Below are 16,329 nucleotides of genomic sequence, written 5' to 3'. Positions count from 1 at the left end.
ACGGGGGCGGACCCGCCATGACGGCGGGTCCGCCCCCGTGGGGGTTCGTCCGGCCTCACTCGGCCGGTGTCACCCCCGGCGGCGCGGGCTCCGGCTCGGGGGCGTGCCGTCGCAGCCGGATGATGGCCGCGATCAACCCGCCCCACACGATGGTGATGGCGATGATCATCATGACGATGGCGCCTGCCGACATCAGGGCTCCTTCCTTTCCACCGGTGCCTCCATATCGAGGTCGATGTCCTCTCCGCCCGCCTTCCAGGGAATCAGGGCGAGGACGATGCCGATGAGCAGTGCGCCGATCGCGACCCCCCACCCGGCGGTGAGCAGGAAGGTGGTCGAGTACCCCTCGTAGTTCTCGTCGAACTCGTTGCGGAGGCTGTCGACCATCATCCAGCCGAGCACCAGCGGGGTGATGACGCCGAGGCAGATCCGCCACCAGTGCCCGAGGGCAATCGCCGAGGTGGCGTCCGCGTTCCGCTGCAGTTCGGGCAGCTTGCGCAGCAGCCAGACGATGACGACGAGGGCGACCAGGGCCGCGAGGGCGATGCCGTAGGCGTTGATGAAGTGGTCGGAGGCGTCCAGCAGGAACACCCCGTCGTCGGTCGGGAACAGCAGGATCGAGACGATCGCCACCAGTCCTCCGATACCGAAGACGGCGGGAAGCCGTCGCATGCCGGTCCGGTCCTGCACCGCGGAGACGACGACCTGGACGATGGAGATCAGCGACGAGAGTCCCGCGACCACCAGGGAGCAGAAGAAGAGGACGCCGAACAGGCCGCCCAGGGGCATCTCGGAGATGACGGCCGGGAACGCGACGAACGCCAGCCCGAGGCCCGCGCTCGCGACCTCGTCCACCGCGACTCCCGAGGCCGTGGCCAGATAGCCGAGCGTCGCGAAGACACCGATGCCCGCGAGGATCTCGAAGGAGCTGTTGGCGAAGCCCGCCACCATCGCGGAGCCGCTGATGTCCGCCCTGCGCCCGAGGTACGACGCGTAGGTCACCATGATGCCGAAGCCGATCGACAGCGAGAAGAAGATCTGCCCGTACGCGGCGACCCAGACACTGCCGTTCGACAGTTCCGACCAGTCGGGTGAGAAGAGGGCGTCCAGCCCGGCGGAGGCGCCGTCCAGGGTGAGGGCCCGGATCACCAGGCCCACGAAGAAGACGACGAGCAGCGGGATGAACACCCTGTTGGCGCGCTCGACACCGCGTCGGATACCGAACGCCAGGATGACGAGCACGACGACCCAGACGGCGATCAGGGGCCAGACCACCCCCGGAACGTAGGTCGAGATGAAGCCCGGTGACTCGGCCGTCTGAAGGAAGTCCCCGAACAGGAATGCCTCGGGGTCGTCGCCCCACTGCTGCCCCACGGAGAAGCCGACGTAGCGCACGGCCCAGGCGATGATGACGGCGTAGTAGGTGGCGATCACGAACGAGATCACCACCTGCCACCAGCCGATGACCTCGGCGGGCCGGGCCATCCGGCGGAGCGCCGCCGGGGGTGACATCCGGTACTTGCGGCCGATCGTGTACTCCATGATCAGCAACGGGATGCCGGCGGTGAGCAAAGCGATCAGGTACGGCAGCAGAAAGGCTCCACCGCCGTTCTCGTAGGCGACAGCCGGAAATCTCCAGATGTTGCCCAGTCCGATGGCGGAGCCGATCGCCGCCATCAGGAATCCGGCTCGTGTCGTCCACTGCTCGCGAGGCTGTGCGGTCATATGAGCTGTCCTTGGTCGTCGCGCGTGTCCCTGCTCCAAAGCTGACCTGAGGGCACGTTAGCCCGCAGGCACGCTTCCCGCTCGGTGGAGCGCCGGGCGGCGGCGAGTGCGGGTGCGGGACACAATGGCGGCCATGCGCGCCGCCCGGCTGATCAAGATGGTCCTGCTGCTCCAGTCCCGTACGTCGATGACGGCGGCCGAACTGGCCGAGGAGCTGGAGGTGTCGGAACGGACCATCACCCGCGATGCCCTCGCCCTCTCGCAGGCGGGGGTTCCGGTGTACGCGGACCGGGGCAGGGCCGGCGGATACCGGCTGATCGGCGGATACCGCACCCGGCTGACGGGTCTGGCGCGCGGCGAGGCCGAGGCGCTGTTCCTGTCCGGGCTGCCGGACGCGCTGCGGGACATGGGCCTGGAGGACGCGGCCTCGGCGGCCCGGCTGAAGGTGTCCGCAGCCCTGCTGCCCTCGCTGCGCGACGCCCCGGACTCGACGGCGCGGCGCTTCCTGCTCGACGCGCCGGGCTGGTACCAGCAGCCCCGGAGGCCGGAGATGCTGCCGCCGATCGCCGAGGCCGTCTGGGAGGACCGGACCCTCACCGCCCGGTATCGGCGGGGCGACCGCGAGGTGGAGCGCGACCTCGCCCCGCACGGACTCGTCCTGAAGGCGGGGGTCTGGTACGTGTGCGCGCGTTCCGGCTCGTCGTTCCGTACGTACCGGGTGGACCGCTTCACAGCCGTCACCGTCACCGGGGAGCGCTTCGTACGGGACGAGGGCTTCGACCTGCCGGCCTTCTGGGCGGAGCGAGCGGCGGAGTTCGCCCGCTCGATCCTGCGCGCCGAGGTCGTCGTCCGTCTCTCGCCCGCGGGAGCGCGCCGGCTGCCGTACGTGACGGACCGCGCGGCGGCCGAGGAGGCGCTGGCGGCCGGCTCGACCGACTCCGAGGGCCGTGTCACGGCGACGCTCCTCGTGGAGGACGAGGAGGTCGCCTTCGGTCAACTGCTCTCCCTCGGCCCGGAGGCGGAGGTCCTCGGCCCGGAGGCCCTGCGGGACCGCTTCGCCGAGGCGTCACGCGCCCTCGCGGAGCTCTACCGGTAGCCCTCCACCGACAGGTTCTCGTCCTGCTCCTTGGCGAGCATGAAGCCCCAGGCGTCCGGCTGCGAGCCGTCCGCGTCCGTGAAGCCGTACTCCTTGGCGAGCCGGCCGCTGTCCAGGGACCGGCCGTTCCAGCGGGACCGGTCGGGGTCGGCGGCGAGGGCGACGACGGCGCGGCCGATGTAGACCGGGGACTCGGCGACCTCGAAGCCCGGGACCTTCCCGATCGCGTCCCGCCAGTTCTCCTCGGTCACGCCGAAGGCTGCCAGCATCTGTTCGGAACGCAACCAGCCGGGGGTGACGCAGACGGCGGTGCCGCCGACGTCCTTCAGGTCGTGGGCGAGAGCGAAGGCCATCCGGATCGGGGCGTTCTTGGTGAGGTCGTAGAAGAAGTTCTCCCGGAACCGGGTGTTGTACTCGCTGGTGCCGTCGGTGACCTCGACGACGAGTCCTCCGGGATGGCGGATCAGCAGCGGAATCGCCAGGCGTGAGGTGATGGCGTGGGTCCGCACGCCGAGCTCCATCATCCGCAGACCGTCCGTCAGGTCGGTCTGCCAGATCTTCTTGCCGAACTCGAGCAGGTGCTCGCCGCCCCAGACGTCGTTGACGAGGATGTCGAGCCGGCCCCGCTCCTTGTCGATGCGCGCGACGAGCGCCTCGACCTGGTCGATCTCCAGATGGTCGGTGGGCACGGCGATGCCCTCGCCGCCGGCCGCCGTCACCAGCTCGGCCGTCTCCTCGATGGTCTCCGTCGTCCGGCCGACCTCGCTGACCTTCTCGCGCGTGGTGCGCCCGGTCACGTACACCGTGGCGCCCGCCGCGCCCAACTCCACGGCGATACCCCGTCCCGCGCCACGTGTGGCGCCCGCGACCAGTGCGGTCCTGCCGCTGAGCGGCTTGGTGTGCGTCGTCATGAACCGAGCGTGGCAGGAAAGTACGGCATCTCCTGTCCGGATTCATTTTGGCTGTTTCCGGGTGCGTCGCCCTCGTCCAAGGTCGATGCTTGGTCCGTGATGGACGAGACGGAGTTCTGGGAGATCATCGATTCCACCCGCGAGGCCGCCGAGGGCGACCCCGAGGAGCAGGCCGACCTGCTCGTGGAGCGCCTCCTGCGGCTCGACCCGGACTCCGTGCTCGACTTCGCGCGACACTTCGAGGCCCGCTACCACCGGGCGTACTCCTGGGAGCTGTGGGGCGCGGCGGTCGTGCTGCTGGGCGGCGCGAGCGACGACGCCTTCGACTACTTCCGGTGCTGGCTGATCGGCCAGGGCCGGGAGGTCTTCGAGGGGGCGATGCACGATCCGGACGCGCTGGCGGAGCTGATCGGCGAGTTCGACGAGGAGATCGACGGGGACGGCGAGGAGCTGGGGTTCGCCGCGGACGAGGCGTATGAGCAGCTCACCGGAGCGGAGGCACCGGACCTGGGGATTCCGGCCCAGCCGGCCGAACCGGAGGGCAGCTCCTTCGACCTGGACGACGACGGGGTGCTCGCGGCCCGATTCCCCCGGCTGTGGGAGCGCTTCGGAGGTTAGAGCCTGTCGGGTGGCCCCGGCCGACAGGCTCTGAGCCGCCCGGGGCCGGCGAGCGTCGCCGTCCCCCGCCGGTGCGTGGCACGGCCGGTGTGGGGCGTGGTCGGTGCGACCGGCCGCCGGTGTCAGAAGTGCGTGCCTCCGTCGACGCGGATCTCGGTACCGGTGACGAACCTGCCGTCCTCGGAGGCGAGCATCGCGACGACGCCGGCGACGGTCTCGGGTCCGGCGAAGCCCTGGCCGAGGGCGGGAGCGAGCTTCATGAAGAGGGACAGGTCGGCGTCCTCGGGCAGGCCGGGCCCGACGCTCTGCCGACTGGCGCCGGTGCCGTCGGTCATGCCGGAGGAGATGGAGCCGGGCTGGACGGCGGTGAAGCGGATGCCCTGCCGGGCGTACTCCGCGGCGAGGGCGTGGGTCATGGCCTGGATGCCGCCCTTGCTGGCCGCGTAGGCGGACATGTAGGGGTGGGCGAACACCGCCGACGTGGACGAGAAGTTGACCACGGCCGGGCCGTCGCCCTCCAGGAGGGCGGGTATCGCCTCGCGGATGACGAGGAAGGTGCCGGTGAGGTTGACGCGGACGACCTGCTCGAACAGGTCGAGTCCGGTCTCGTGGGTGTGTGAGGAGCGGAGGATTCCGGCCGCGTTGACGAGCACGTCCAGGCCGCCGAGCGTCGCGACGGCGGCGGCGACGCCCTCGCGTACCGAGGTCTCGTCGGCGACGTCCAGGACGAGCGCCGTGAGACGGCCGGTGTGCTCGCCCGCCTTGGCGACGGTGTCCTTCAGACCGGCCTCGCTGACGTCGGCGGCGACGACGCGACCACCCTCGGAGAGCATCCGCAGGACGGTGGCCTGGCCGATGCCCGAGCCTCCGCCGGTGACCAGTGCGCGGCGTCCTTCGTAGCGGTTCATGTCCTGTCCGACCTCTCGACGGCGGGGTGTCCCGAGCGTTCCGGGTGCTGCTCGACGCCTCTCGACGCCGATGACAAGGTACGCCTGAGTGACATGATTTGCCATAGTTGCATCTCGTGCACGCCTGGCAGAGGAAAGCGTAGGCTTCGTGCGGTGAGCACCAAGCCCCCCTCCCTGACCGAGCGCCGCAAGGCCGCGACCCAGCTCGACATCGCACGGGCCGCGGCCGAGCTCTTCACCGAACGCGGCCCCGACGGCACCACCGCGGAGGCCATCGCACAGCGGGCCGGGGTCGCCCTGCGCACCTTCTACCGCTATTTCCGCTCCAAGCAGGACGCCGTCGCCCCGCTGCTCGCCGGCGGCGCGGACCGCTGGCGGGAGCGGCTGGCCGCGGCCGCACCGGGCGAATGCCTGCCCGACGCGCTGGAACGGTCGGTCGCCGAGTCACTCGCGGGGGCGGACGAGGAGGCCGCCGAGGGCCTGCGCCGCACGCGCGGCCTGCTGCGGGCCGCCGCCGAGGACCCGGCGCTCCGGGCGGTGTGGTACCGGGTGAACCAGGAGTCCGAGGACAGGCTGCGCGAGGTCGTCGCCGCGCTCGCCGGACCGGACGCCGACCCGCTGGCGGTGCGGCTCGCGGCGGCGGCGGCGACCGACGCGATCCGGATCGCCCTGGAGAGCTGGGCGGAGACGGACGCGCCGGTACGGGGAGAGGGCGCCCCGGCCGGGCTCGCGGTGCGGTGCCTCCGGGAGCTGATGGGCGGCATGCGACTGCTTGGCCCGGAGCCCGGCCGGAACGCCGCGACGGACACGGGAGCGGACCCCGCGGGCGGTCCCGCGCGCTGAGCGTCCGTCGGGCGCCCCCGGCCGGGTGCCGCGCGGGCGGGCCGCCACGCTGTCCCGGCGACGGACCGGAGGGCAGGATGGGCCCCATGCAACGCTCTCCTTCGCGCACGCGGGTGGCCGTCACCGGCGCATCCGGACTCATCGGCACGGCCCTGGTGCGTTCCCTGCGCGCCGACGGCCACGAGGTCCTCCGTCTCGTCCGACGCCCGGCACGGGCCGCCGACGAGGTCGAGTGGGATCCCCGGCGGTCGTACGTGGACACCGCCGGCCTCGTCGGCGTGGACGCCTTCGTCCACCTGGCCGGAGCCGGTGTCGGCGCGCGTCGCTGGACCGAGGCGTACAAGAAGGAGATCCGCGACAGCCGGGTGCTGGGGACGACGGCGGTCGCCCAGGCGCTCGCCTCGCTCGCCGAACCGCCGAAGGTCCTGGTGTGCGGCACGGCGCTCGGCTACTACGGCGACACCGGTTCCCGCGCGGTGGACGAGGGCGCGCCCGCGGGCGCGGGTTTCCTGCCGTCGGTGTGCGTGGAGTGGGAGGCCGCGGCGGCCCCGGCCGAGGAGGCCGGCATCCGTGTCGCGTACGCCCGCACCGGGCTGGTGGTGGCCCGCGAGGGCGGGGCGTGGGGACGGCTCTTCCCCGTCTTCCGAGCCGGGATCGGGGGCCGGCTCGGCGACGGCGGCCAGTACTGGAGCTTCATCTCGCTGCACGACGAGGTGGCGGCGCTGCGCCATCTGATCGACGGCGACCTCGCGGGGCCGGTGAACCTGACGGCCCCCGAGCCGGTCACCAACCACGAGGTGACGGCCGCGATGGGGCGGGTGCTGCGCCGCCCGACGCTCTTCACGGTTCCGGCGCCGGTCCTGCGCGGGGTCCTCGGGGATTTCGCGCAGGACGTGCTGGGCAGTCAGCGGGTGCTGCCGCGGCGGCTGCTGGAGTCGGGGTTCGACTTCGCGTTCCCGACGATCGACGAGTCGATCCGCGCGGCGGTCTGAGCCTGCCGGGGCGGCGGGCCGGCGGATCACGGGGCGGGGAGAACGGCGCACGCCCCGGGAGCACAGGGGCGTACACATGTGCGACCACGTGCTGCGTGCACCCCGGCGCGCGCGGCTGGCGGGCGTGGGAGCGCTGCCTAGGCTTGTCGGTCCCTGAATGCGAACTCGGGCATTCCGAGGGTCTGTTGGGGGCATAGGCCCCCCACCAGCCGCGCCGACCTGGGGAGGGGCACGTGCTCAGTACCGCACGCCACGCACACCACACGGACGTCGTCATCGTCGGAGCCGGCATCGCGGGGCTGTCCGCCGCCCACCGGCTGACCAGCGCTGGAGTCGGTGTGACGGTCCTGGAGGCCGGTCCGGGAGTGGGCGGCCGGATGCTCACCGACGACGTCGGCGGCTACCGGCTCGACCGGTTCGGACCACTGCTCACCACCTCGTACGCCGAACTGCACCGCACCCCGGGACTCGACGGGGTGGTGCTGCGGCCGTTCGCCCCCGGAGCCCTGGTGCACAACGACGGGCGGTACGTCAGGACCGGCGAACCGGGGAGCGTGCGGGGGGCGTTCACGATGGCGCGCGCCCTGGCGAGCGCCCCCCGCAACGCGGCCGCCTCGCTCGACCAGGCCCGCCTGGGTGCCGCGCTGGCGAGGCTGGCCGCGACGCCCGCGCAGCGGCTGCTCGGGCGCGAGGAGCGGACCGCGCGCGAGGCGCTGGCGGCCCGTCTGCCCGCCCGTACCGTCGAGGGCTTCCTGCGTCCGCTGCTGGCCGCGCTGCTCGCCGACCCCGACCTCACCACCTCGCGGCGCGTGGCCGACCTTGCCCTGCGGGCCTTCGCCCGGGGCCGGCTGTGCGTGCCGGAGGGCGGCGCGGACACGCTGCCCGCCCTGCTGGTGTCGACGCTCCCGCCGGGCACCGTCCGTACGGGGGTCCGGGTGACCGAGGTGTCCACGAACGGGGTCGCGACGGCCGGGCACGGCTCGTTCGGCTGCCGCTCGGTCATCGTGGCGACCGGGGCCCGCGCCGCGGCGGAGCTGCTGCCGGGGCTGTGGGTGCCCCGTTTCCACGCGGTGACGGTTCTGCACCACACAGCCCCGGCGGCGCCCTTGTCCGCTCCGGTCCTGGTCCTGGAGGCCGATCCGGGCGGCCCGGTCGCGCACTCGGCGGTGATGAGCGCGGTCGACCCGACGCGGGCACCACGGGGCCGGACGCTGGTCACCTCGACGGTCCTCGGCGCCCCGCCGGACGACCCGGACCGCCGGGTCCGCAAGCACCTCGCGACGCTGTACGGCACGTCGACGGACGAATGGGAGCTGCTGGGTCTCCACCACACCTGGGACGCGATCCCGGCCATGCCGCCGCCGCACGACACACACCGCCCGGTCCGCCTGCTGGCGGGACTCTATGTGTGCGGCGACCACCGCGAGACGGGCACTCCTCCGTCCGCGCTGCTCTCGGGCCGTCGCGCGGCCCGCGCCGTCCTGACGGACCTGGGCGTCCGGCCGCACGGTGAGGCGCGGCCCTGTCACGCGGTCGCGTGACAGGGCCGCGAGCGGCCACCCCCGGTCACCGGCTCCGACAGCCGGGAACCGGGGGCGCACCGCCCCCCGAAGCCTCCGCCGCACCAGGGCCCCGGGGTGGTCCGGGTGCCGGGCCGGCGGGGCGGCTCGCCCCGGCACTGCCGGCACCGCGTCAGCCGATCGCGGCGACCCGGTCGCGGTAGGTGCGGACCGCCGAGGCGTCGCGGTACGGCTCCAACCGGCGTTCGAAGTCACGTACGTACTCCACCGCCCGCGCCGAGCGCATCTCCGACGCCTGCTGGGCCGCCTCCGCGCCGAGAGCGCACGCCTGGTCCAGTTCGCCGAGCCCGAGGCGCGCCGTGGCCAGGACCACGCGACAGAAGAGGCGGCTGCGGGCGAAGCCGGGGGCGCGGAGCTGGAGGGAACGCTCGGCGTGCTGCGCGGCAGGGCGGTACTGCTGAAGGTCCCGGTGGCAGTGCCCGAACTCGTCGGCCAGCTGCCCTTCGTCGAACGACCGGGCCCAGTGGGGCACCTCGTCGCCCGACCGGGCCGCTTCGAGGGCCCGTTCGGCGCGGGCCAGCGAGGCGCCGCACCCGCGCGCCTCGCCGAGCACCGCGTGGGCCCGTGCCTCCACCGCGTGGAGCAGGGCCTGGACGACGGGCGGCGCCGCGGAGCCGACGCCCTGCTGGGCGACCCTGGCGAGCTGGACCGCCTCCCGCCCGTGCCCCAGGTAGACGGCCTGACGGCTCATCGTGATCAGGACGTACGAGCCGTACGCCCGGTCCCCCGCGGCCTGGGCGAGCCGCAACGCCTGGACGAAGTACCGCTGCGCGAGGCCGTGGGCGGCGATGTCGTACGAGGTCCAGCCGGCCAGCCGGGTCAGGTCCGCGGCGGCGCCGAACAGGCGGCGGCCGACGGACTCGCCGTAGGTGCCGCGCAGCATCGGCTCTGTCTCGTGCTCCAGGTAGCGGACGAGGGCCTGCCGGGCGTGGCCGCCGCCGTAGGCGTGGTCGAGGGTGCGGAAGAGCTCGCCGACCGAGCGGAGGGCGGCGATGTCCCCGCTGGACACGCGCTGTCCGGCTCCCCGGTCCACGCCCCGTTGCCGCGGCACGGACGGGCGGCCCTGCGGCGGGACGCGCGGGTCCTGGGGCGGCCGGCGGACGGCGGCGAGCCGGCCCGCGTCCGGGCCGAGGGCCGGGTGGGCGTCCGGGCCGGTCGCGGTCCCGGGCCGGCCGCCGCGCGGGAGGCCCGCGGGCGGAGTCACGCGTCCGTCCGCCCGGGGGCTCCCCTGGGGGCCGGCCGGCTCACTCCGGGACACCCGTTCGTCGGCCTGGCCGATGAGCCAGTCCCGGCTGGGGACCACGAGTCCGGCCGGAGTGAAGGCGATCTTGCGCAGCTCGACCTGGCTGCCGGAGTCCTTGCGCCACAGGCCGCTCACGATGTCGACGGCCTCCTCGGGGCTCGCCGCGAACTCGAGACCGGCGTACACGGGCGCGCAGGCGTCGAGCCCGAGGTCCTGCGCGGAGAGCCGGCGACCCAGCCGGCGGGTGAAGACCTCGGCGATCAGCGCGGGCGTCGTGCCCCTCGGCTGCTGGCCGCGTAGCCAGCGGGTCACGGAGGTCTTGTCGTACCGCAGGTCCAGTCCGTGCTCCAGACCGAGCTGGTCGACCCTTCTCGCCAGTCCCGCGTTGGAGAAGCCGGCTTCGGCGATGAGCGCGGCGAGCCTGCGGTTCGGGGTGCGCTGCGGGGGTCGTTCCGTCATCAGCTGTGCGGTCTCCTGCCTTCCGGGCCCGGGTGGCGGCTTGGGTGGGCCCTCATGGAACGGCGCGAATTTAGCGGTCTTCAGCGGCCCTACCGCCACCTTCGCCCCACATTCATCCGATCGTGTGAGGATTGGGGGTGTTGCTGACGCGGCCGGGCCTTCCGCTACCTGCCGGACCGGGTGCCCCGGCTCCGCCGTACAGTGGCGTGGGCGCGAGTGAAGCAGGGTGCCGCGCCGGCCGGGACGATCCCCGGGCGCCGGCGCCCGGGACCCAGGAGGAGGTATGGCCGTGAGTGAGCTGCGATTCGTCCGCTTGGGCTTCGGTGACGACGCCGTCGATTACCGGGCGGCCTGGGACAAGCAGCGGGAGGTCCACGCGGCCCGGTTCGCCGACGAGATCGACGACACGTGTCTGCTGCTGGAGCACCCTCCCGTGTACACGGCCGGCCGCCGCACCGCGGAGTCGGAGCGGCCTCTGGACGGCACTCCGGTCGTGGACGTGGACCGGGGCGGCAAGATCACCTGGCACGGCCCCGGCCAGCTCGTCGGCTACCCGATCATGAAGTTGCCCCGCCCGGTCGACGTCGTGGCCCATGTCCGGCGGCTGGAGGACGCGCTGATCCGCACCGCCGCCGAGTTCGGGCTGGAGACGACCCGGATCGAGGGGCGCAGTGGCGTGTGGGTGCTGGGCGACCCTGTGGAGCGGCGTCCGTCGCTGGGCGGCCTCTCGCTCGATTTCGACCCGCGCCTGACCGACGAGGAGTTCGACCCGCGGCTGAACGGCCCGGAGTACGCTCCTTCCAACGCGGGCCAGCGACGCGAGGACCGGAAGCTGGCGGCGATCGGCATCCGGGTCGCCAAGGGCGTCACGATGCACGGTTTCGCGTTGAACGTGAACCCGGACAACACCTGGTTCGACCGGATCATCCCGTGCGGTATCCGGGACGCCGGTGTGGCCTCGCTGGCACGCGAGCTGGGCCGGGACGTCTCGGTGGAGGAGGTGCTGCCGGTGGTGGAGAGGCATCTGCGGGCGGTCCTGGAGAACGCGGAGCCGAAGCCGCGCGAGATCGAGCCCCGGACGGCCGCGGCCCCGGCCTAGGCCGGGTGGCGCGGGCCGGCGCCGTCGCGTCACTCGCGCCCGTCCGGGTGGACGCGGCGGGAATGCCGAGTCATGGCCATAGGTTGGCCAGACGTAAAACCGTATGAACAACGGGCGTACCCTGGTGTGCGCCGAAGAATCGAAGCTACAGGGAGCCGGTCGTGTCCGCAGTCGCACCCGACGGACGCAAGATGCTGCGCCTGGAGGTCCGTAACGCCCAGACCCCCATCGAGCGCAAGCCCGAGTGGATCAAGACCCGGGCGAAGATGGGTCCCGAGTACACGAAGATGCAGGGTCTCGTGAAGAGCGAGGGGCTGCACACGGTCTGCCAGGAGGCGGGCTGTCCGAACATCTTCGAGTGCTGGGAGGACCGGGAGGCCACGTTCCTCATCGGTGGTGACCAGTGCACGCGGCGTTGCGATTTCTGTCAGATCGACACGGGCAAGCCTGAGGCCCTGGACCGTGACGAGCCGCGCCGGGTGGGTGAGTCGGTCGTCACGATGGATCTGAACTACGCCACGATCACCGGTGTGGCGCGTGACGATCTGGAGGACGGTGGTGCCTGGTTGTACGCCGAGACGGTGCGCCAGATCCACGAGCAGACGGCGGACCGGGCCGACGGGCGTACGAAGGTGGAGTTGCTGGCTCCTGATTTCAACGCCGTGCCGGAGCTTCTGGGGGAGGTCTTCGCTTCCCGTCCGGAGGTCTTCGCGCACAACGTGGAGACGGTGCCGCGGATCTTCAAGCGGATTCGTCCGGGTTTCCGGTACGAGCGTTCGCTGGAGGTCATCACGAAGGCGCGTGACTACGGTCTGGTCACGAAGTCGAATCTGATCCTGGGGATGGGCGAGACGCGTGAGGAGGTCAGCGAGGCGTTGCGTCAGTTGCATGACGCGGGATGTGAGCTGATCACGATCACGCAGTATCTGCGTCCGTCGGTCCGGCATCACCCTGTGGAGCGTTGGGTGAAGCCGGAGGAGTTCGTGGAGCTGAAGGAGGAGGCCGAAGAGATCGGCTTCTCCGGTGTGATGTCGGGTCCGCTGGTCCGCTCGTCGTACCGGGCGGGTCGCCTCTACCAGCAGGCCATGGAGCAGCGGAGCCGAGCCGGAGCGTAGGGTGCGGGTTCGTCCGAGGAACGAGGGCGGGCACGCGACCGCAGCGACGGCGAGACGCGGCGCGACCACCGGTGTCCGGTGGTCGCGCCGGGTCGGTTCGGGTGCCGGTCGTCCGCGCCGTGTGAATCGGCGCACAAGTGGTTACCGGCCGGTAGTGGCCGGATTTCGCGCGGTTCGCGCACCCTCGCAGCTCAGGCGGGGTGCACGGGCCGCGCCGTCGTCTCCGGGGTCGTACGAATGGCCGCATCAACGTTTCATCAGTGTTTGACCACCGGGTCACGCACTGGTAACACCAGTCTGTGAGCCTGGCTTTACTCACCGCCACGACACCGCTCAGCCCCCACCTCTCATCCATGCTCGAGGGAGGACCCCGTCATGCAGGCCGCGACCCACGTCCGCGCCACCGCGATCCCGTCCGTCACCGATGCCCTGAGGGCCGTGGAGGCCCTGCTGCTCGGCAGCGGCCAGCGGACCGCCCGTCGCAACGCCTGGACCTCCGTCCTGGAGGACCGTCGCCGGGCCAAGGACCGGGTCGAGGCCCAGCACGTGATGGAGGCCGTGGCTGGTCGCGCTTCGCGGGCCACGTAAACTTCGGGGCATGGCGAGGAAGGCAAACACGGGCAGCGGTGACGCTGCGAACCAGGGGCGACTGAAGCAGATCGCCCTCACGTACAAGATGACCCGAAAGGCCGACCCGAAGGTCGGGCTTGTCGTCGCGGGCGTGGGCATCGTCGTACTCGGTGTCCTCCTCGCGATCGGCTTCCTGATCGGGCACCCGGTCTACCTGGGCATCCTGGGCTTCGTCCTGGCGCTGCTCGCGATGGCGATCATCTTCGGGCGGCGCGCCGAGCGGGCGGCTTTCGGGCAGATGGAGGGCCAGCCGGGTGCGGCGGCGGCGGTGCTGCAGAACGTCGGGCGCGGCTGGACGACGACTCCGGCGGTCGCGATGAACCGCAATCAGGACGTCGTGCACCGGGCCGTCGGGCGCGCCGGCATCGTGCTGGTGGCCGAGGGCAACCCGAACCGGCTCAGGACGCTTCTGGCGGCCGAGAAGAAGAAGATGGCCCGCATCGTCGTCGACGTACCGGTGACCGACATCATCGTCGGCGAGGGCGAGGGCCAGGTACCGCTGAAGAAGGTCCGCACGACCATGCTGAAGCTGCCTCGGGTCCTCACCGGCCCGCAGGTGACCGTGGCCAACGACCGGCTGCGGGCGATGGGCGACCTGATGAGCAACATGCCGCTGCCGAAGGGTCCGATGCCGAAGGGCATGCGGATGCCACGCGGCGGAAAGATGCGCTGAGCACTCCGACACGCGAAGGGCGCCCGGGGACCGAGAGGTCCCCGGGCGCCCTTCGCTCTGTCCGGTGGGGTGTCGGCGTCGACGCCGGCACGGGACGCCGACGGCGGCCCTCGGCGCGGTGGCGTCTCGGCGCTCCGGGGGCATCCACCGGTCCCGGGGCGCGGACGCGGGAGTGAAGCCCCGGAGACGGCACTGGAGAGGCTCCCCCGTGAGCCGCCCGGGGGACGCGCCGACCGTACGCGGACCTCAGATGCGGACCTGGACGGCGCCCGCGAGACGGTCGTGGAGGCCGCGGCCGTCGCGGTCCCAGATGAGGGCGGGGATGGCCAGGCAGACGAGCACGCTGCGGACCGCGACCCGGACGGCGCCCAGGCGCCCGCCGCGGACCGAGACGACCCGGAGGCCGAAGAGCCGCTTGCCGGGAGTGGAGCCGACCGTGCCGACGGTGAGGACGCTGAGCACGAGGAGGATGACCAGGGCCCAGTTGCCGGTCGCCTGGCTGTAGCCATGGGTGATCAGGCCGTATGCGATGAGCATGCACAGCGCCCAGTCGACGACGAGAGCTCCCATGCGTCGCCCGGGGCGGGCGACCGAACCGGGGCCCTCCTCGGGGAGACCGAGCTGCTGCCCCCGGTATCCGAAGTCGACGCCCGCTTCCTCGGCCGCGGCGCGGGGGCCCGAGAGCCACGATCCCATTGCTTGCCTGTTGTCCACGCGTCCACGGTACTGCGCCCGATTTTGATCACTTCGGGCCGGGTCCGACACGGCGCTCCGCGATGCCGGACGCCACCGGCCCGGTTAACTTGGGCGAAACAATTGGGTCACGCTGGAGAAATCCCGTCTGCCTAAGGTCGGGTCCAGCGTGTGCCACCGCACTGGCCGCACAAGGAAGCTGCAACCCCGCCCCTCCCCGGGCCGGGAGTAGGAGGAGTTGGATGTTCCAGAACGCCGACGAGGCCAAGAAGTTCATCAAGGACAACGACGTCAAGATGGTCGACGTCCGTTTCTGTGACCTTCCGGGAGTGATGCAGCACTTCACGATCCCGGCGACGGCGTTCGACCCGGCCGACGAGCTCGCCTTCGACGGTTCGTCGATCCGCGGCTTCCAGGCGATCCACGAGTCGGACATGGCCCTGCGCGCGGACCTGTCGACGGCCCGTGTCGACCCGTTCCGCCGGGACAAGACACTCAACATCAACTTCTTCATCCACGACCCGATCACGGGCGAGCAGTACAGCCGCGACCCCCGCAACATCGCGAAGAAGGCCGAGGCGTACCTGGCCTCCACCGGCATCGCCGACACCGCCTACTTCGGCCCCGAGGCGGAGTTCTACGTCTTCGACTCGGTGCGCTTCGAGACCTCGGCGAACCAGGGCTTCTACCACATCGATTCCGAGGCGGGCGCCTGGAACACCGGTGCGGAGGAGAACAACCGCGGTTACAAGGTCCGCTACAAGGGCGGCTACTTCCCGGCCCCGCCGGTCGACCACTTCGCCGACCTGCGCTCCGAGATCTCCCTGGAGCTGGAGAACGTCGGCCTGCAGGTCGAGCGCCAGCACCACGAGGTCGGCACCGCCGGCCAGGCCGAGATCAACTACAAGTTCAACACGCTGCTCGCCGCGGCCGACGACCTGATGCTCTTCAAGTACATCGTGAAGAACGTCGCCTGGCGCAACGGCAAGACCGCGACCTTCATGCCGAAGCCGATCTTCGGTGACAACGGATCGGGCATGCACGTCCACCAGTCGCTGTGGACCGGTGGTTCGCCGCTGTTCTACGACGAGGCGGGCTACGCGGGTCTCTCGGACACCGCCCGCTACTACATCGGCGGCATCCTGAAGCACGCGCCGTCGCTGCTGGCCTTCACCAACCCGACGGTGAACTCCTACCACCGCCTGGTCCCCGGTTTCGAGGCCCCGGTCAACCTGGTGTACTCGCAGCGCAACCGCTCCGCCGCCATGCGTATCCCGATCACGGGCTCGAACCCGAAGGCCAAGCGCGTCGAGTTCCGCGCGCCGGACCCGTCCTCGAACCCGTACCTCGCCTTCTCGGCCCTGCTCCTCGCGGGTCTCGACGGCATCAAGAACAAGATCGAGCCGGCCGAGCCGATCGACAAGGACCTCTACGAGCTGGCCCCGGAGGAGCACGCGGGCGTCGCCCAGGTCCCGACCTCGCTCCCGGCGGTCCTGGACGCCCTGGAGGCGGACAACGAGTACCTGCAGGCCGGCGGTGTCTTCACCTCCGACCTGATCGAGACCTGGATCGACTACAAGCGCACCAACGAGATCGCGCCGATCCAGCTGCGTCCGCACCCGCACGAGTTCGAGCTCTACTACGACCTCTAGGAGGAGGGCGGCCGACGGGCCGCCTCGCCGACGACGGTAAGGGCCGCCGTCCCCGGGAATCCCGGGGACGGCGGCCTTCGTCGTGTACCGGT

Annotated in this window: 16 protein-coding genes; 10 read left to right on the top strand and 6 right to left on the bottom strand. The window is 71.8% G+C overall.

Translation table 11 applies throughout. The features are described from left to right. Window positions 1-55: 55 nt before the first annotated feature. Together OG393_RS24320 and OG393_RS24315 are read right to left on the bottom strand one after the other, a co-directional pair. A complete protein-coding gene (locus tag OG393_RS24320) occupies window positions 56-193 on the bottom strand; it encodes a methionine/alanine import family NSS transporter small subunit (protein ID WP_327376816.1) in 138 nt (45 codons plus the stop codon). Beyond that, window positions 193-1,725, bottom strand: coding sequence for a sodium-dependent transporter (locus tag OG393_RS24315; protein ID WP_327376815.1), 1,533 nt, complete (start codon window positions 1,723-1,725; stop codon window positions 193-195). Before OG393_RS24315 ends, OG393_RS24320 begins: the two co-directional genes overlap by 1 nt. A 133-nt stretch (window positions 1,726-1,858) precedes the next feature. Between OG393_RS24315 and OG393_RS24310 the strand changes: the two genes are divergently transcribed. Further along, window positions 1,859-2,821 carry a helix-turn-helix transcriptional regulator gene (locus OG393_RS24310; protein WP_327376814.1) on the top strand — a complete coding sequence of 321 codons (963 nt, stop codon included), beginning with the start codon at window positions 1,859-1,861 and terminating at the stop codon, window positions 2,819-2,821. On the opposite strand, the gene OG393_RS24305 is transcribed toward OG393_RS24310, so the two are convergent. Continuing rightward, the gene (locus tag OG393_RS24305) at window positions 2,812-3,732 is read right to left on the bottom strand and encodes an SDR family oxidoreductase (RefSeq protein WP_327376813.1); all 921 of its coding nucleotides are present in this window, start codon (window positions 3,730-3,732) and stop codon (window positions 2,812-2,814) included. The two genes, OG393_RS24310 and OG393_RS24305, sit on opposite strands and share 10 nt — an antisense overlap. Before the next feature lie 99 nt (window positions 3,733-3,831). Between OG393_RS24305 and OG393_RS24300 the strand changes: the two genes are divergently transcribed. Continuing rightward, on the top strand, window positions 3,832-4,350 hold the full coding sequence (locus OG393_RS24300) for a DUF4240 domain-containing protein (protein WP_327378531.1): 519 nt from the start codon (window positions 3,832-3,834) through the stop codon (window positions 4,348-4,350). A gap of 122 nt (window positions 4,351-4,472) precedes the next feature. Here OG393_RS24300 and OG393_RS24295 read toward each other — a convergent pair whose 3' ends face one another. Then, complete coding sequence (locus tag OG393_RS24295; RefSeq protein WP_327376812.1) at window positions 4,473-5,258, bottom strand: SDR family NAD(P)-dependent oxidoreductase; 786 nt, start codon at window positions 5,256-5,258, stop codon at window positions 4,473-4,475. 153 nt (window positions 5,259-5,411) lie between these two features. On the opposite strand from OG393_RS24295, the gene OG393_RS24290 reads away from it, so the two are divergent. The 3 genes from OG393_RS24290 (at window position 5,412) to OG393_RS24280 (ending at window position 8,634) form a co-directional block, all read left to right on the top strand. Continuing rightward, window positions 5,412-6,101: a TetR/AcrR family transcriptional regulator gene (locus OG393_RS24290; RefSeq protein ID WP_327376811.1), complete on the top strand. Its 690-nt coding sequence runs from the start codon at window positions 5,412-5,414 to the stop codon at window positions 6,099-6,101. Window positions 6,102-6,178: 77 nt separating this feature from the next. Further along, on the top strand, window positions 6,179-7,093 hold the full coding sequence (locus tag OG393_RS24285) for a TIGR01777 family oxidoreductase (protein ID WP_327376810.1): 915 nt from the start codon (window positions 6,179-6,181) through the stop codon (window positions 7,091-7,093). 233 nt (window positions 7,094-7,326) lie between these two features. Further along, window positions 7,327-8,634, top strand: a complete 1,308-nt coding sequence (locus OG393_RS24280; RefSeq protein WP_327376809.1) for an NAD(P)/FAD-dependent oxidoreductase — start codon at window positions 7,327-7,329, stop codon at window positions 8,632-8,634. 151 nt (window positions 8,635-8,785) lie between these two features. On the opposite strand, the gene OG393_RS24275 is transcribed toward OG393_RS24280, so the two are convergent. Continuing rightward, window positions 8,786-10,375, bottom strand: coding sequence for a regulator (locus tag OG393_RS24275; RefSeq protein WP_327376808.1), 1,590 nt, complete (start codon window positions 10,373-10,375; stop codon window positions 8,786-8,788). A gap of 289 nt (window positions 10,376-10,664) precedes the next feature. Between OG393_RS24275 and lipB the strand changes: the two genes are divergently transcribed. From lipB to OG393_RS24255, 4 genes are all read left to right on the top strand, one after another. Beyond that, window positions 10,665-11,474, top strand: a complete 810-nt coding sequence (lipB, locus tag OG393_RS24270; protein WP_327376807.1) for a lipoyl(octanoyl) transferase LipB — start codon at window positions 10,665-10,667, stop codon at window positions 11,472-11,474. Between the two features lie 161 nt (window positions 11,475-11,635). Beyond that, window positions 11,636-12,589 carry a lipoyl synthase gene (gene lipA, locus OG393_RS24265; RefSeq protein ID WP_327376806.1) on the top strand — a complete coding sequence of 318 codons (954 nt, stop codon included), beginning with the start codon at window positions 11,636-11,638 and terminating at the stop codon, window positions 12,587-12,589. A gap of 375 nt (window positions 12,590-12,964) precedes the next feature. Next, on the top strand, window positions 12,965-13,177 hold the full coding sequence (locus OG393_RS24260) for an SCO2195 family GlnR-regulated protein (RefSeq protein WP_327376805.1): 213 nt from the start codon (window positions 12,965-12,967) through the stop codon (window positions 13,175-13,177). 10 nt (window positions 13,178-13,187) lie between these two features. Continuing rightward, the gene (locus OG393_RS24255; RefSeq protein WP_327376804.1) at window positions 13,188-13,892 is read left to right on the top strand and encodes a DUF4191 domain-containing protein; all 705 of its coding nucleotides are present in this window, start codon (window positions 13,188-13,190) and stop codon (window positions 13,890-13,892) included. Between the two features lie 246 nt (window positions 13,893-14,138). Here the strand turns inward: OG393_RS24255 and OG393_RS24250 are convergent, their stop codons facing one another. After that, entirely contained in the window at window positions 14,139-14,606 is a 468-nt protein-coding gene (locus OG393_RS24250) for an RDD family protein (protein WP_327376803.1), read from the bottom strand. Window positions 14,607-14,827: 221 nt separating this feature from the next. On the opposite strand from OG393_RS24250, the gene glnA reads away from it, so the two are divergent. Further along, window positions 14,828-16,237: a type I glutamate--ammonia ligase gene (gene glnA, locus OG393_RS24245; protein WP_327376802.1), complete on the top strand. Its 1,410-nt coding sequence runs from the start codon at window positions 14,828-14,830 to the stop codon at window positions 16,235-16,237. Window positions 16,238-16,329: the final 92 nt, after the last annotated feature.

Source organism: Streptomyces sp. NBC_01216 (genome assembly GCF_035994945.1).
Classification (GTDB): Bacteria; Actinomycetota; Actinomycetes; order Streptomycetales; family Streptomycetaceae; genus Streptomyces.
This window is presented reverse-complemented; position numbering and strand designations above follow the sequence as displayed.

Coding starts and splice junctions, on each gene's coding strand:
- OG393_RS24320 (WP_327376816.1), bottom strand. CDS start 193: ATGTCGGCAGGCGCCATCGTCATGATGATCATCGCCATCACCATCGTG.
- OG393_RS24315 (WP_327376815.1), bottom strand. CDS start 1,725: ATGACCGCACAGCCTCGCGAGCAGTGGACGACACGAGCCGGATTCCTG.
- OG393_RS24310 (WP_327376814.1), top strand. CDS start 1,859: ATGCGCGCCGCCCGGCTGATCAAGATGGTCCTGCTGCTCCAGTCCCGT.
- OG393_RS24305 (WP_327376813.1), bottom strand. CDS start 3,732: ATGACGACGCACACCAAGCCGCTCAGCGGCAGGACCGCACTGGTCGCG.
- OG393_RS24300 (WP_327378531.1), top strand. CDS start 3,832: ATGGACGAGACGGAGTTCTGGGAGATCATCGATTCCACCCGCGAGGCC.
- OG393_RS24295 (WP_327376812.1), bottom strand. CDS start 5,258: ATGAACCGCTACGAAGGACGCCGCGCACTGGTCACCGGCGGAGGCTCG.
- OG393_RS24285 (WP_327376810.1), top strand. CDS start 6,179: ATGGGCCCCATGCAACGCTCTCCTTCGCGCACGCGGGTGGCCGTCACC.
- OG393_RS24275 (WP_327376808.1), bottom strand. CDS start 10,375: ATGACGGAACGACCCCCGCAGCGCACCCCGAACCGCAGGCTCGCCGCG.
- OG393_RS24260 (WP_327376805.1), top strand. CDS start 12,965: ATGCAGGCCGCGACCCACGTCCGCGCCACCGCGATCCCGTCCGTCACC.
- OG393_RS24255 (WP_327376804.1), top strand. CDS start 13,188: ATGGCGAGGAAGGCAAACACGGGCAGCGGTGACGCTGCGAACCAGGGG.
- glnA (WP_327376802.1), top strand. CDS start 14,828: ATGTTCCAGAACGCCGACGAGGCCAAGAAGTTCATCAAGGACAACGAC.